At 67.5% G+C, this 15,426-nt stretch carries 11 protein-coding genes; 8 read left to right on the top strand and 3 right to left on the bottom strand.

Annotation, left to right across the window (positions count from 1 at the left end; genetic code table 11):
• Positions 1–56: 56 nt before the first annotated feature.
• On the bottom strand, positions 57–1,475 hold the full coding sequence (locus AB0N24_RS03080; protein WP_364120259.1) for an HNH endonuclease signature motif containing protein: 1,419 nt from the start codon (positions 1,473–1,475) through the stop codon (positions 57–59).
• Between the two features lie 396 nt (positions 1,476–1,871).
• Here AB0N24_RS03080 and AB0N24_RS03075 point away from each other — a divergent pair, with 396 nt between their 5' ends.
• The 3 genes from AB0N24_RS03075 to AB0N24_RS03065 all read left to right on the top strand — a co-directional run bounded on the left by AB0N24_RS03075 (position 1,872) and on the right by AB0N24_RS03065 (position 5,364).
• A complete protein-coding gene (locus AB0N24_RS03075) occupies positions 1,872–2,561 on the top strand; it encodes a nucleoside triphosphate pyrophosphatase (protein WP_364120256.1) in 690 nt (229 codons plus the stop codon).
• Between the two features lie 193 nt (positions 2,562–2,754).
• Positions 2,755–4,539, top strand: a complete 1,785-nt coding sequence (locus AB0N24_RS03070) for a biotin carboxylase N-terminal domain-containing protein (RefSeq protein WP_364120638.1) — start codon at positions 2,755–2,757, stop codon at positions 4,537–4,539.
• A gap of 93 nt (positions 4,540–4,632) precedes the next feature.
• Positions 4,633–5,364 carry a glutamine amidotransferase gene (locus AB0N24_RS03065; protein ID WP_364120253.1) on the top strand — a complete coding sequence of 244 codons (732 nt, stop codon included), beginning with the start codon at positions 4,633–4,635 and terminating at the stop codon, positions 5,362–5,364.
• Between the two features lie 72 nt (positions 5,365–5,436).
• Here AB0N24_RS03065 and AB0N24_RS03060 read toward each other — a convergent pair whose 3' ends face one another.
• Positions 5,437–6,849 carry an MFS transporter gene (locus tag AB0N24_RS03060; RefSeq protein ID WP_364120251.1) on the bottom strand — a complete coding sequence of 471 codons (1,413 nt, stop codon included), beginning with the start codon at positions 6,847–6,849 and terminating at the stop codon, positions 5,437–5,439.
• Positions 6,850–7,118: 269 nt separating this feature from the next.
• Between AB0N24_RS03060 and AB0N24_RS03055 the strand changes: the two genes are divergently transcribed.
• The 5 genes from AB0N24_RS03055 (at position 7,119) to AB0N24_RS03035 (ending at position 13,996) form a co-directional block, all read left to right on the top strand.
• The gene (locus tag AB0N24_RS03055; RefSeq protein ID WP_364120248.1) at positions 7,119–8,594 is read left to right on the top strand and encodes an MFS transporter; all 1,476 of its coding nucleotides are present in this window, start codon (positions 7,119–7,121) and stop codon (positions 8,592–8,594) included.
• A gap of 1 nt (position 8,595) precedes the next feature.
• A complete protein-coding gene (locus AB0N24_RS03050) occupies positions 8,596–10,836 on the top strand; it encodes a molybdopterin oxidoreductase family protein (RefSeq protein ID WP_364120245.1) in 2,241 nt (746 codons plus the stop codon).
• Positions 10,833–12,434 carry an FAD-dependent oxidoreductase gene (locus AB0N24_RS03045; protein ID WP_364120243.1) on the top strand — a complete coding sequence of 534 codons (1,602 nt, stop codon included), beginning with the start codon at positions 10,833–10,835 and terminating at the stop codon, positions 12,432–12,434. Before AB0N24_RS03050 ends, AB0N24_RS03045 begins: the two co-directional genes overlap by 4 nt.
• A 276-nt stretch (positions 12,435–12,710) precedes the next feature.
• Positions 12,711–13,190: a hypothetical protein gene (locus tag AB0N24_RS03040; RefSeq protein WP_364120241.1), complete on the top strand. Its 480-nt coding sequence runs from the start codon at positions 12,711–12,713 to the stop codon at positions 13,188–13,190.
• A 146-nt stretch (positions 13,191–13,336) separates the two neighbouring features.
• Positions 13,337–13,996: a hypothetical protein gene (locus AB0N24_RS03035; protein ID WP_364120239.1), complete on the top strand. Its 660-nt coding sequence runs from the start codon at positions 13,337–13,339 to the stop codon at positions 13,994–13,996.
• On the opposite strand, the gene AB0N24_RS03030 is transcribed toward AB0N24_RS03035, so the two are convergent.
• Positions 13,943–15,358 carry an NAD(P)H-quinone dehydrogenase gene (locus tag AB0N24_RS03030; protein WP_364120236.1) on the bottom strand — a complete coding sequence of 472 codons (1,416 nt, stop codon included), beginning with the start codon at positions 15,356–15,358 and terminating at the stop codon, positions 13,943–13,945. The genes AB0N24_RS03035 and AB0N24_RS03030 overlap by 54 nt on opposite strands.
• Positions 15,359–15,426: the final 68 nt, after the last annotated feature.

The following is a 15,426-nucleotide window of genomic DNA, read 5'->3' as shown; positions in this document are numbered from 1 at the left end:
GCCGCCCGCCGATCACTCGATCGGCGGGCGTTCCGCTTCCTGCGGTCCCTGCCTGGCTACGCAGCGAACGGAGCGTCACGCCGCGACCGGACGGTCCGCTTGTGAAGCTTGGCGTGGTGGCGGAGCTCTTTCCGGTGCCGGCTCTCTTTCGGGTGGCGGATCTCTTTCGGGTGAACTGACTCTGTGGCCGGGCTGCCGCGTTGAGTCCCGGGCAGCGGGGGCGCAGTGGATTGGTAGCTGTGGCCGGTTGGGGTTGTGAGTCGGATGGCATGTCTGGTTCCACCAGGGGCACCCGGTCCGGCAGACGGGTGTGACTGCCAGCCCGACGTTTCCTTGGTGTGGTTGCATGCTTCGCAGAGCCCGGCGCCGTTGGCCTGTGTCGTAGCGCCGCCGACGTGCCAGGGAACGATGTGGTCCAGGTGGCGGATGGGTGCGTCGCAGTAGGGGGTGCGGCAGGTGCTGTCGCGTGCCTCGATGAAGCGGCGGAGTCCCGCGGGGAAAAGCCGGGCGCGGGAATCCATCGCCACCAACTCGCCCGTGGCGGGGGCGGTGTAGAGACGGCGGATCCACGTGTTGAAAGCCTTATCGCCGGCTGCGCCGGATGGGAAGGCGCCGGGTGCGGAAGCACCAGGGCCGGAAGTTGAGGGCGCCGATCCACCCCGGCCAATGATCTCGCGTGCCCAACCGCCGGGAACCACGCCATAAACGGGGAGGCGTGCCGGTTCGCCGTCGCCTTGGAAGAGGGTCCTGTCGGTCATGACGAGCTGGATTTCGATACCGGCGATCCCGCCCGGCGTCCCGGTGACGCGTTCAACCAGGTCATCGGCCATGATCTGGCCCCGGGACCGGGGATCCCCGCCGGCGCGGAGAGAGTCCGCGTTCCGGACAAGAGCGGCGTGGACGGCGACACCGGCCGCGACGGGCAACAGGGCGGTTAGGTAGCACATGGTGTCCGGAGCGGGACGGAGGCTGACGTTCCTCGCCGTGGCGGCCTGGGCGGCGCGTTGGGTAACGGAGCGCGGGTCGCGGCGATAGGCAGCAGTTCGGGCGGCGGCCACCAGTGCCCGGTCACCTACACCGGCCAGCGTCCCCGCATCCGGCGCGAGTTCCTCATCGACGCCACACCGGTCCGCCGAGGACAGGCACGCCGTTTCGCGCACCAACAAGGTAGCCCGCCACTCATTCAGCTGACCAGTCTCCAAGGCGGCGAGCGTGTGCGGCATCTCCGTCACCAAAGCCTTGGCCAGGCCCAACAACCGGCTTCCCTTGGCCGGGGATTCGCGACGGGCGAGGGCGATCTGTGCTCCGACGCCGACTCCGAGCTGGTCAGTGGGGATCCCGGCGTCGGACTGCTGCCGGCGCTGCAGCTGATCAAATGCGACGGACAGCCGGGCCTGACGGGCAGCCAAGGCAGACTTTTTGTCTTCCAGTGTCCGGATCTCGTCAATCAGGCGGGCGCCGTCCTGCTCAGACATGTCTCCGCACAGGGCTCCTCCGCGCGACACTAAGGCCGCATTCTCCGTTGCCGGCCCCTGGCCGCAACTGCAAGCGCAACCGCACTCCGCTGCGGCCGGAGCTGCTTCGGACCCCCAATTACCGTCCATGGCTCAAGTGTCCCTCTGGGCTCTGACAGTAATGATGGAATTGGCTGCCAGGAGACAAATCACGGCCTGCCGAAGCCGGACAGCCGCTTGAGATGCCATCGGGGAGGTTCCCCCCGGACGTGGTTATGGGTGCATGGCTCAGGACCGCTGCCACTTCGAGACGCGTCCTGACAGTGCTCACTGCAGAGCTCAGCTCGTCCAACCGCCGGTTGTCCCGGGCGACCAGACCCAGCGACAATGAGACTCAGGGGGAACTAGGCTGGAGCGGTGACCCGCCTCATCCTTGCCTCCCAGTCCCCCGCCCGCACCAAACTGCTGAGCCATGCCGGCATCCGGCACGAGATCCTGGTCTCCGACGTGGACGAAGACGCCGTCCAGGCCCGCTACGGCGTGACGGATCCGCATGACACCGCCCTGCTGCTGGCGCGCGCCAAGGCTGAGGCCGTCGCATCGCTGCAGGATGCGGACGGCGCCCTGGTGCTCGGCTGCGATTCCGTCTTCGAGTTCGACGGCGAGGCGCACGGCAAGCCGTACACGGCCGAGGTCGCAAGGGAACGGATGCTGCGGATGAGCGGCAGCATGGGCGTACTGCACACCGGCCACTGGCTGGTGGACTGCCGCGACACCGACCCCGACTCGTCGGAGAACAGCGGCGGCGAACGCGCCGGTTCCGGCGCGACGCTGGGCGCCGTGACCTCCGCCGAGGTCCATTTCATGGAGATGAGCGGCGAGGAGATCGAGGCCTACATCGCCACGGGTGAACCGCTCCAGTGCGCCGGCTCCTTTACGATCGACGGCTACGGCGGGGCCTTCATCCGGAAGGTCGACGGCGACCCCCACACCGTCGTCGGGCTCTCCATATCCACTCTCCGCGGCCTGCTGGGCCAGGCGCACGTGGGCATCACGGAGCTGTGGACCGGCGGGGCCGTTGACCCCGCTGAAGTCCGAGCTGAGTGAGCCAATTCGCAGCTCTTTGTAGCTTCCCTACAAAGGTTGGGAGCTTTACGCGCGGAATCCGCAAGTAATATCGGCGGAACCCTCAAAATCGCGCTAGGCTCCCTGAAGGAAAGAAGGAGACGCCTTGTCAGCAAATTCGGAGCAGTCCGCAAGTCCAGAGCAGTCCGCCGCCCCAAGCCACGCAGGTGCCGCCCTGACGAGCTCCAAGCGGCTGAGCAAAGTCCTGATCGCCAACCGCGGTGAAATCGCTGTGCGCATCATCCGCGCCGCCCGCGACGAGGGCATCACCTCGGTGGCGGTCTACGCCGACCCGGACCGCGATGCCCTGCACGTGCGCTTGGCGGACGAGGCCTACGCACTGGGCGGGAACACCGCCGCCGAGTCGTACCTGGTCATGGAAAAGCTGATCGAGGTGGCCCACCAGTGCGGCGCCGACGCCATCCACCCCGGCTACGGCTTCCTGGCCGAGAACGCCCAGTTCGCAGCCATGGTCATCGGGGCCGGCATCACCTGGATCGGGCCCTCCCCGGAGGCCATCTCCGCCCTCGGCGACAAGGTCCAGGCCCGCCACATCGCGGAGAAGGTGGGCGCACCGCAGGTCCCCGGCACCGCCGATCCGGTGGAATCCGCCGAAGAGATCCTCGAGTTCGTGGACAAGTTCGGCCTCCCCGTCGCCATCAAGGCTGCCTTCGGCGGCGGCGGCCGCGGCATCAAGGTGGCCCGCACGCGTGAGGAAATCCCGGAACTCTTCGAATCCGCCGTCCGCGAGGCTGTCGCTGCCTTTGGGCGCGGCGAATGCTTCATCGAGCGCTTCCTGGACGCGCCCCGGCACGTCGAAACCCAGTGCCTGGCAGACGCCTACGGGAACGTCGTTGTGGTTTCCACCCGCGACTGCTCCCTGCAGCGGCGCAACCAGAAGCTCGTGGAGGAGGCGCCGGCACCGTTCCTCACCGAGGAGCAGAACCGCCGCCTCTACGAGTCCTCCAAGGCCATCCTCAAGGAGGCCGGCTACCTCGGCGCCGGAACGTGCGAATTCCTGGTGGGCCAGGACGGCACCATCTCCTTCCTCGAGGTCAACACCCGCCTCCAGGTGGAGCATTGCGTCTCTGAAGAAGTCACCGGAATCGACCTCGTCCGCGAACAGTTCCGGCTGGCCCGCGGCGAGAAGCTGGGCTACGACGACCCCGAGGTGCGCGGACACTCGATCGAGTTCCGCATCACCGGCGAGGACCCGGGCCGCAACTTCATGCCCGCTCCCGGCACCATCACCACGCTGAAGAACCCCACCGGCCCCGGCATCAGGATCGATTCCGGCGTGGAGCAGGGCGACGTCATCAGCGGCAACTTCGACTCAATGCTCTCCAAGCTGATCGTCACCGGCGCCACCCGCGCCCAGGCACTGCAGCGCTCCCGCCGGGCCCTGGAGGAAATGGTGGTGGAGGGCATCCCCACCGTCATCCCCTTCGACCTCGCCGTTGTTACCAACCCCGACTTTGCCCCGGCAGAGGGACCGTTCAAAGTCCACACCCGCTGGATCGAGACGGCGTTCGTCAACGAGATTCCCGCCTGGACCCCGACCGGCACCGACGCTGAAGCGTCCGACGCCGGCGATCGCCAGCGCGTCGTCGTCGAGGTCGGCGGCAAACGCCTTGAGGTCGTGCTGCCCGCGTCACTCGGCTCGTTCAGCACCGGCGGCGGTTCTGCCAAGCCGGCCAAGGCCAAAAAGCGCTCGCGGTCCGGGGGCGCGGCTGCAGCTGCCGGCGGCAACGCGCTCACGTCCCCCATGCAGGGCACCATCGTGAAGGTGGCCGTCGCCGAAGGCGACGTGGTTGCCGAAGGTGATCTCGTCGTCGTGCTTGAAGCGATGAAGATGGAGCAGCCGCTCACGGCGCACCGGGCGGGCACCATCACGGGCCTGGCCGCCGTCGCCGGCGAGACGGTGTCCGCCGGGGCCGTGATCGCAACGATCGAGGACTGAACCCGGAGCGGTTTCGTCCACCGCTACACAGCAATGCCCGCCGCTCCCGGCGCGCCCGTGGCGCACGGGGGCGGCTCCATGCAGACTTAGCGTGTGAAGCCATTTCTACTGCTTGCATCGCGCGCCGAAGACAAGGCTGCCGAGGAAGAATATGAGGCCTACCTGCGCTACGGCGGACTCGAGCCCGGGCAGCTGCGGCGCATCCGGATGGAAGCCGGGCCCCTGCCCGAGCTGGACCTCTCCGAATACTCTGGGGTGATCGTGGGTGGCAGCCCTTTCACCTCCAGCGACCCTGCGGATCACAAAAGCGCGGCCCAGCACCGGGTGGAGCGTGAATTGTCCCTGCTGCTGGACCGCATCGTGCCGGCGGATTTCCCGTTCCTCGGAGCCTGTTACGGGGTCGGCACGCTGGGCCTGCACCAGGGCGCGGTGATCGACCGGACCTATGGCGAGGGCCTGGGCGGCGCCACCATCAAGCTGACCGCCGAAGGGCTGCAGGATCCCCTCCTGCGCGGGCTGCCGGAGACCTTCACGGCTTTCACCGGCCACAAGGAAGCCTGCACCGTCCTCCCCTCGCACGCCGTGATCCTGGCCAGCTCCGCAGCCTGCCCGGTCCACATGTTCCGGATCAGGACCAACCTGTACGCCACCCAGTTCCACCCGGAGCTCGATGCCGACGGGCTGGTCACCAGGATCGACATCTACCGCCATGCAGGCTACTTCCCGCCGGAATCGGCCGAAATCCTGATGGAGAACGCCCGGCAGTTCACCGCGACGGAACCCATGAAGATCCTGGGCAACTTCGTGGAGCGCTACGCACGGTAGCGGCGGGATACAACAAATGCCCGGCACCCCGCGAAGGGGTGCCGGGCATTGTTGTGAAGGGCGAAGGCCGGGTCAGGCCACGTTGTTCTCGTAGTCCAGGTCCCGGGTTTCCTTGCTCAGGAAGAGCGCCACCAGGGTGAGGACCGCCATGGCGGTCAGGTAGATACCGACCAGGACGGGGCTGCCGTCAGCCTGTTCCCAGAGCGCGACGGCGATGAAGGGCGCCACAGCCGCGCCCAGGATGCTGGACACGTTGTAGCTGACAGCAGAGCCGGTGTACCGGACGTTGGTCGGGAACAGTTCCGGCAGCAGCGCACCCATCGGCCCGAACGTGAGCCCCATCAGGGAGAACCCGATGATGAGAAGCGCCATGGTGCCGATGAACCCGCCGCCGAACAGCGGCACGAACAGCAGCCCGAACACGAAGATTCCGCCGGTCACCACCAGCAGCATCTTGCGGCGGCCGTACTTCTCGGCCAGCGGACCGGAGACCAGCGTGAAGATGCCGAAGAACACGACGCCGGCAATCAGCATCCAGAGGAAGTCGTTGCGGGTGAAGCCCAGTCCGGGAACGAACGCCGCGGCGGCTGCCTCGGTCATCGGCTTGCCGGCCTTCTCCGCAGCGGCCTTGGCGGCATCCAGCGACGCGGGCCGGGTGCCGTAAGTCAGCGTGAACGTGGTCATCAGGTAGAAGAGCACATAGGTGGCCAGCATGATGAACGTGCCCAGGATGAGCGGGCGCCAGCTCGACTTGAAGACCCGGGCAAGCGGCAGTTTGGCCACCTCGTTGGATTCGAGCACCTTGGTGAAGGCCGGCGTTTCAATGAGCTTGAGGCGGACGTAAAGGCCGATGATCACCATAACGGCGCTCAGCAGGAACGGAACGCGCCAGCCCCAGGCCTCGAAGGCTGCCGGGGTAAGGACGTAGCTGGCCACCAGGAAGATCACGTTGGCGATGATGAAGCCGATGGGCGCACCGAGCTGCGGGAACGTCCCGTAGATCGCCCGCTTGTTGGCGGGTGCGTTCTCCGTGGCCAGGAGGGCAGCGCCGCTCCACTCGCCGCCGAGCGCGAGGCCCTGGGCGAAGCGCATGACCACCAGGAGGGCCGGAGCCCAGAAGCCCCAGCCCGGGACCAGCGCGGTGGGAAGGCAGCCGATCAGGAACGTGGCAATGCCCATGGTCAGCAGCGAGGCTACCAGGGTTCCCTTGCGGCCGAACTTGTCCCCGAAGTGGCCGAAAACGATGGACCCCAGCGGACGGGCGATAAACGCGACGCCAAACACCGCGAAGGAGCTCAGCAGCTGGGTGGTTTCATTCTGTCCCGGGAAGAACAACCGGGGGAACACCAGTACGGCCGCCGTGGCGTAGACGTAGAAGTCGTAGAACTCCACGGTGGTGCCGATCAGGCTGGCGACGATCACGCGCCCGCGCGAGTTAACCTGCTTGGCTGACCCCGGCTGCGGCGAAGTGGCAGTGGATGACATGTAGTAACACTTTCGTGAGAACCGGGCGTTCATCCCCAAAAAGGCTGCCCGGCTAAGGGATACATAGGTCTCAATAATAGTTCCGGTAGTCCATCGACTGGACAAAGGGTCCATCATGCGGACTTCTGAAATTGTCTCACTAACGGCGCCTCACGCCGTCACAAAGGCCACGATAGGCAAACTTCACAGCACGTTAACAAACGGCGACGCTTCACGAAACGCGCCGTCTCTACCTTGGAAGGACAACAAACCCCCAAAGGAGGTACACCGTGACTGTTGACCGCAACGCAGATGCCGGAGCCGGCAATTCCCCTGAGACTGGCTCCGAGCCGTGGCACGGAAGTGTTGCCACTTCATCCAGCGCGCAGCCCGGCACTACCCGCACCGCTGACGCCCCCGCCCTTGAAGTCCGCCCCGGCCGCTGGATCGCCAACTGGGATGCCGAGAACAAGGAGCAGTGGGAATCCCAGGGCCGTTCCATCGCCCGCCGCAACCTGAACTGGTCCATCTTCGCCGAATTCCTCGGCTTTGTCGTCTGGCAGCTGTGGTCCATCGTGGTGGTCCAGCTCCCCGGAGCAGGATTCGCGTTCTCCACCTCTGAAATCTTCTGGCTGATCTCCATGCCCAGCCTGGTGGGTGCCACACTCCGCATCCCCTACACGTTCATGGTCCCGAAGTTCGGCGGCCGCAACTGGACCATCGTTTCGGCCCTGCTGCTCCTGATTCCGTCCATCGGACTCGCACTGTGTGTCTCCAATCCTGAGACCCCGTTCGGCGTCATGCTGCTGGTGGCAGCACTTGCCGGCTTCGGCGGCGGAAACTTCGCCAGCTCCATGGCCAACATCACGTTCTTCTACCCGGCCCGCGAAAAGGGCTGGGCCCTGGGCCTGAACGCCGCCGGCGGCAACATGGGTGCCGCCGTCGCCCAGCTCGCCGTCCCGATCGCCATCACGCTCCTGGCCGCCGGAACCGTCAACCTTCCGGTCGCAGGCCTGATGTGGGTTCCGCTCATCCTGCTCGCAGCGTTCGGCGCCTACAAGTACATGGACAACCTCACCAGCGCCAAGGGTGACGTGGCAGGCTCGATCGCTGCGCTGAAGGAACCGCACCTGTGGATCATGGCCCTGCTGTACATCGGCACGTTCGGTTCCTTCATCGGCTTCGCCGGTGTGTTCCCGAAGCTCATCAAGGACTACTTCCCCGCCTTCTCCTCCATCGGAGTGGGTACTGTGGCTCTTTCGCTGGCCTTCCTCGGCCCGCTGGTCGGCTCGCTGGCCCGCCCCTACGGCGGACGCATGGCGGACCGGATGGGCGGCGCCCGTATGACAGTTGCCGCTTTCGCCTCCATGGCGGTCATCACCCTCACCATGATCTGGACCCTGCCGCTCAAGAACTTCTGGCTCTTCCTGGTCCTCTTCCTGATGCTCTTCACCGCCAGCGGCTTCGGCAACGGTGCCACCTACCGGATGATCCCCATCATCTTCGCCACCAACAGCCGGGCAGCACGCAACGGCGCCAGCACGGTGGCCACCCAGCGCCTGGCTTCCTCGGCCCTCGGCCTGATCTCCGCAATCGGCGCCTACGGCGGGTTCGTTATCCCGCAGGTGCTGAACGCCTCCAACACGGCCAGCGGTTCCTACACCCCCGCTTTCTACGGCTTCGTCGGGGCATACGTCCTGATGCTGGTGGTCTGCTGGGCCTGCTACATCCGCAACGCCAACCGAAATGCGATGGGACACGTCTAACATGACCAAAAGCGCCGATACGCACTGCCCCTACTGCGCCTTGCAGTGCGCCATGACGCTGAAGTCCCCAGCGGCTCTGACCCCGGCTGTCCAGCCGGGGTCAGACCCCGTGCCGGCTCCACCCGCTCCGAACGCACCCGCTGCAGCCGTTGATGCCGGCGGCGCGGCGGCTGCGCCCGTCCTGGAAGTTTCCGGACGCGACTTCCCCACCAACCGCGGCGGCCTGTGCCGCAAGGGCTGGACCTCCGCCTCGCTACTGAGCCACCCCGGACGCGTCACCGAGCCCATGCTGAAGGGCTCCGACGGCGTCCACCGCCCCGTCAGCTGGGATGATGCCCTGAAGCTCATCACGGCTGCGGTCAAGGACACCCGCGCCCGCTACGGCGCGGACGCCGTCGGTGTATTCGGCGGCGGCGGCCTGACCAACGAGAAGGCCTACCAGCTGGGCAAGTTCGCCCGCCTGGCCCTGGGCACGTCCCGGATCGACTACAACGGCCGGTTCTGCATGTCCTCCGCAGCCGCCGCAGGGATGCGGGCCTTCGGGGTTGACCGCGGCCTCCCGTTCCCGCTGGAAGACCTCGACGGCGCCGGCACCATCCTGATGCTCGGCTCCAACGTGGCCGAGACCATGCCGCCCTTCGTGCAGCACCTCCAGGGAGCGCGCGACGCCGGCGGGCTGATTGTGGTGGACCCCCGCCGTTCCGCCACGGCTGCTTTCACGTCCGACGGCGGCGGCCTGCACCTCCAGCCCCTGCCGGGCACCGACCTCACCCTCCTCCTGGGCCTGTCCCACGTGGTCATCCACGAAGGCCTGGCGGACACCGAATTCATCCAGGCGCGCACCAGCGGCTTCGAAGCCCTTGCGCGCAGCGTCAACGCGTTCTGGCCGGAACGCGTCCAGTCCCTCACCGGCGTGCCCGCGGACCTGATCCGCGAGACGGCCCGCCGGCTTGCCCACGGCGCCACCAAGGGCGGGAGCTACATCCTGACCGGCCGGGGCGTGGAGCAGCACGTGGACGGAACGGACACCGCCACCGCCGCCATCAACCTGAGCCTGCTGCTCGGGCTGCCCGGTTCCGCCCGCAGCGGCTATGGCACGCTGACCGGCCAGGGCAACGGCCAGGGCGGCCGTGAGCACGGCCAGAAGGCCGACCAGCTCCCCGGCTACCGCAAGATCACCGACCCCGCCGCCCGCGCGCACATGGCGAAGGTGTGGGGCGTGCCGGAATCCCTGATTCCCGGCCCCGGCCTCCCCGCCGTCCAGCTGCTGAAGTCCCTCGGACAGCCCGACGGCGTCCGCTGCCTCTTCGTGCACGCCTCGAACATCGCGGTGGCCTCCCCCGATGCCAATGCCGTCATTGGCGGGCTCCGCAGCCTGGACTTCCTGGTGGTCTGCGACTTCTTCGTCTCCGAGACAGCGGCCGAAGCCGACCTCATCCTGCCGGTTCTCCAGTGGGCCGAGGAGGAAGGCACGCTGACCAACCTCGAGGGACGTGTCCTCCGCCGCCGCCGCGCACTGCAGCCGCCGGCCGGCGCCCGCAGCGAACTCTGGATCATGGCGCGGCTCGCCGAGGCGCTCGAGGCTCCGTCCACCTACAGCGAGGATCCCGAGACAGTCTTCGAGGAACTCCGCCTGGCTTCCGCCGGCGGCCTCGCGGACTACTCCGGCATCAGCTACGCCATGCTGGACCGCGGCGAAGCGGCGTACTGGCCGTATCCCGTGGGCAGCAGCGGCACGCCGCGGCTCTTCCTCGACGGCTTCGCCCACGCCGACGGCAAGGCTGTCATGACCCCGGTGGCGCCGCGCCGCCGTCGTGCTCCCGCAGAGAATCCGGACCCGGGCGCCAAGACCATGACGCTCATCACCGGCCGCCTGCTGGAGCACTACCAGTCCGGGGCGCAGACCCGCCGCGTGTCCGAGCTGCTGGCTTCCCAGCCGGAGGCGAAGATGCAGATCCACCCTGCGGCCGCGGCGTCCATGGGCATCACCGACGGTTCGTTCGTTTCAGTGGCCAATGAGCGCGGCGAGGTGGTGTGCCGGGCCGAACTCAGCACGGCGATCCGGCCCGAGACGGTCTTCCTGCCGTTCCATTTCCCGGAGCTCGAGAGCGCCAACCGGCTGACGGAGGCCGCCACCGACCCCATTTCCGGGATGCCCGAGTTCAAATTCAACAAGGTGTGGGTCCGCGTGGCTGCCAACGGACTCCAGCACAGCGTTCTTCAGACATCGGAGGCCTCATGAGTGAGCAGATTGTAATTGTGGGCTTTGGTCCGGTCGCCGCGCGGCTGATCGATGAGCTGCTGCCGGCAGTGCGCAGCGGGCTCGCCCACCTGACAGTCATCGGTGAGGAGCCCGACGCGGCGTACAACCGCGTGCTGGTGGCCGACCTCGGCGTGGGGCGGACGACGGCCTCAGCGCTGGCCCTGTCCGACGCCGCCGCGCTGATCGCCGACGGCGTGGACGTCCGGCTCGGCGTCCGTGTCCGACGGGTGGACCGCGCCCGCCAGCAGGTAGTCCTCACCGACGGCACGAAGCCGCACTACGACCGGCTGGTTTTCGCCACCGGTTCCCGCCCCGTGATCCCCAACCTGACCGGCCTCAACCCGGACCCGGCCCACCCCGTGCTGCCCGCCGGCGTGACCGCGTTGCGCGACCTGCGCGACGCCGAGGTCCTCCGCCAGGCCGTCTCCGGCGGCAAGCGCGTGGTGGTGCTGGGCGGCGGCGTCCTAGGACTCGAGACGGCCCTGGCGGCCGCCGAGGAAGGCGCCACGGTGACCGTGGTCCACAACGGCCCGCATCCCCTGGGCCGGAATATCGACCGCGGCGGCGGCGCGGTGCTGGCCGCCAGCATGCGCAACTGCGGCGTCCGGATGGCCGGCAACGCCCGCTCCACGGGGGTGGAACACAACGCTCCCGACGGCGGCTTCTCCGCCTTGCTGCTGGATGACGGTTCGGCGATCGACGGCGACCTGCTGGTGCTGTCCTGCGGCGTCCGTCCGCGCGTGGAGCTCGCCGAAGGCTGCGGGCTGTCCACCGCCACCGGCATCCTGGTGGACCACAAGCTGCGTGCCCACCACGAGCCGCACATCTTCGCGATCGGCGACTGCGCCGAAGTCCGCTGCCCCGACCCTTCCTGCAGCGGCTGCCGGGCAGCGCGCGGTCCGTCCGGCCTGGTGGGTCCGGGCTGGCGCCAGGCGGAGTGGCTGGCGGAGTACCTGACGCTCCTCGCCGAGGGATCCGTTGACGGGTCCGGCGACGGTTCGCCCACCGGCGATTCGGTGGACGCGGCCGAGTCACTGCCTGAGCTGCCCACGGAGAAGCCGGGCGTCGTTGTCCTTAAGGCCCGCGGCATGAACATGGCAGTGGCCGGAGACAACGCCGCGGAACCCTGGGATGAGGAAGTCCTGACCGCCGGTGCCGTGAACGGGCGCCCGCGGCTGCAGATTGCCCAGTGGGCCGATCCGGAACACGGCCGCTACGTCAAGATGACCACGCGCGGCGGCGTGCTGGAAGGCCTCGTGGCCGTAGGCATGCCGCGCACGGCTGCGGAGCTGGTTTCCCTGTTCGAGCGCGGCGACGAGCTCCCCGCCGACAGGTCGCTGCTGCTGCGCCTGGACGGACCGGACCAGCTGGCTGCCGCCGGCAACAGCGACCCGGAGCGCACCGTATGCCGGTGTGCCGGCGTCACCGGCACCAAGATCCAGGACGCCGTTGTTGACGGTTGCTCCACGGTGGCCGAGGTTTCCGGTGCCACCAGGGCAGGAACCGGCTGCGGCGGCTGCCACTCCGACATCAAGGACATCATCGAAAAACACTTCCAGGCGGCGGCAGCCGCCTGACGTGATGTGAGGCCGGGGGGAGGTCCGGCCTGCTTCAAATCCAGTCCACCTACCGCGTTGGCCACCGCGTCCCAGCGGGGCCGCTTTGGCGCGCCCAGGCGGGGCTGGTGGGCTTTTGGGAGTCGGCTGTTAGATAGCAAAGTTGGTTTATAAACAGGTAGTCACTACTCGCGTTTTGATGATGCGCACCGGGATAGCATGCGTAAGCGTCGCCGTAGTCAGGGACTTGTCCCGTATCCCTTGGGGGGATTCGCAAAGCTACAAAGGAGCATCTTTATGAAACGCTGGCTCGCACCCATCGCCGTCATCGCAGCACTCGCAGCAGGCACAGGCCCGGCAGTGGCCGCTTCCGCGAAACCCGGACCCGTCGGCACCGATCCGTTCTACGTCAACTGTGCCGACTTCCAGCTCAAGGCCCAGTTGTCCGGGAAAGCAGGGACCATTGTCTTGCCCGGGGGCCGCTTTACGTTCACAGGGCCAAACCTGCGGATTACATTCACGAACGAGAAGACCGGGGAGACGGCGAGCTACGTCATCACCGGCGCGACCCATGTCACGGTCCTTGACGACGGTACCCAGCTGGTGACGGCGACCGGGCTCAACACCATCCTCGTGCCCGAGGCCAACGGACATCCTGCGGGGGTCTACTTCACAAGGGGCACCATGAATTGGGTCCTTGACAAGAACAACCAAGAAGTTGGCGACAAGTTCACCGGCAGCGGCAAGGTGACCGACGTGTGCGCTTTACTGGCGTAATTCCACAAGGCGGCAGGCAGCTGCGCCCCTGGCCAACGCCAGGGGCGCTCTGGTGTCCGGCGCTGTGGGGCCCTTGGCACCTTGCCCTCCCTCTGGACGTGGCGTCTTATGGATGCAACAGTCAGTGAGCAGCAGGGAGGAAGGCCATGTTCAGCGTCACGATCTTCCTGGCCGCGGCCGCACTCATCCTGGCTGCCGGGGCCATGGGCCTCGTCTGCCTGCGGCAGCCCGACCGTTCCGTGCGGGCGCGCGCCCTCGTCTGGACGGCAGCCGCGATCATGGCAGCCTTCACGGTCCTTGCCGGCCTGTTCATCAGCGGCTACGCCCTGGCTGATCCCGGCGGCCTGGAGGGGGTCATCCTGATCGTGTCCTGGGCCGTTCCGATGGCCGCACTCGCTGTGCTTGCGTGGCTTCGTCCCGTGTGGGCTGCACCTGCGCTGACCGTGCTGACCGCACTGCTCATCGCGGCGGGAATCTGGTTCGCCGTCGACTCGGCATCGTGGCGTGCGTTTGAGAACGCGAACGGGCCCTTCCGGGCCGTGGCCGTCCTGGTCCTGGCGTTTCCGGCAGCCGTCCTGGGCCTCAAACGGACACCCGATGCGGGCTGGCTGCTGGTGGCCCTCGGACTGGGACCCGTCGCGTTCTCGGCGCTGGGGAGCCTCGCCGGAGTGGTCGCCCTGTCCGCCATCAGCGTGGTTCCGCTGATCACCGGGCTGCTGTATCTCGTGGCCGCCCGGGTGAGCCGCGGCCTGCTACATGTGGACGTGCAGGCGCCGGGCCGCTTCGGAGATGGAGCCGCTGAGTGACGGGTACACCGTAAAGGTGCTGGCGACGTCGTCGACGTGAAGCTTCTGGGTGACGGCGATGGAAATCGCGAAAATCAGTTCGGAGGCGTTCGGGCCCACCACAACGCCGCCGATCACAGTGCCGGAACCCTTCCGGGCGAAGATCTTGACGAACCCGTCACGGTGGTTGCGCATCTTGGCGCGGGCGTTGCTGCGCAGCGACAGCTTCACCACGTCGCCCTGGTATTTGCCGGAATCGATCTCCGCCTCGGACACGCCCACGGAGGCAATCTCCGGCGACGTGAAGATGTTGGAGGCCACCTGGTGCAGCTTGATCGGCATGACCGCGTCGCCCAGGAAGTGGGCCACGGCGATGCGGCCCTGCATGGCCGCGACCGATGCGAGGGCAAGGACCCCGGTGCAGTCACCGGCGGCGTAGATGTTGGGGGCGGTGGTGCGCGAGACGCCGTCCACCTTGATGTGGCCGCTCTCGGTGACCGCCACGCCGGCTTCCTCCAGGCCGATGCCTGCCGTGTTGGGGATGGAACCGACACAGACCAGGCAGTGACTGCCGGTCACCTTGGAGCCGTCACCCAGGGTGACGACGACGCCGTCGTCCGTCCGTTCCACCGTTTCGGCGCGGGAGCGGGAAAGCACCTTCACGCCGCGGCGTTCGAAGACACCCTCCAGGACCTCGGCGGCGTCGGTGTCCGAGCCCGGCAGCACGCGGTCGCGGCTGGAAATCAGGGTGACCTTGGAGCCCAGGCCGTTGTAGGCGGAGGCAAATTCCGCGCCGGTGACGCCGGAACCCACCACGATGAGTTCCTCGGGGAGCTCGTCCATGTTGTAGATCTGCGCCCAGTTCAGGATCCGGTCGCCGTCGGGCCGGGCGGTGGGAAGTTCACGGGGATGGGCGCCGACCGCGAGCAGGATGGTGTCCGCTTTCACGGTCTCCGTGCCGTTAACGGTGAGGACCTCGATGGTGTGGTTGTCCAGCAGCCGGCCGGAGCCGATCAGGATGCGCACGCCCTGATGCTCGAGTCCGCTCCTGATGTCCTCGGACTGCTTCCGTGCCAGGCCGAGCAGGCGGTCGTTGATGTGCTTCAGGTCCGCGCGCATCACCGGCGCGAAATCGCCGCCGTCGACGTCGAACTTCACGCCCAGCTCCCCCGCCTCACCGACGCGGGTCATCAGGTCCGCCGTCGCGATCAGGGTCTTCGAAGGGACGACGTCGGTGAGCACCGCGGAACCGCCGAGGCCGGCGCGTTCGATGATGGTGACTTGCGCCCCCAGGGACGCGGCCACCATGGCGGCTTCATAGCCACCGGGCCCTCCGCCAAGAATTGCGATGCGGGGCGAGCTGAAATCCGGATGCGTAGTCACAAAGATCCATTCTCTACCCATCCGCCGCCGCACACCAATAAAAGGGACCTGCGCCACTGCTGGGCAGC

This window comes from Arthrobacter sp. NPDC093128 (assembly GCF_040683875.1).
In the GTDB taxonomy this organism is placed as follows: Bacteria; Actinomycetota; Actinomycetes; order Actinomycetales; family Micrococcaceae; genus Arthrobacter.
Note: the sequence above shows the minus strand (reverse complement) of the source record. Positions and strands in the feature narration are given on the sequence as shown.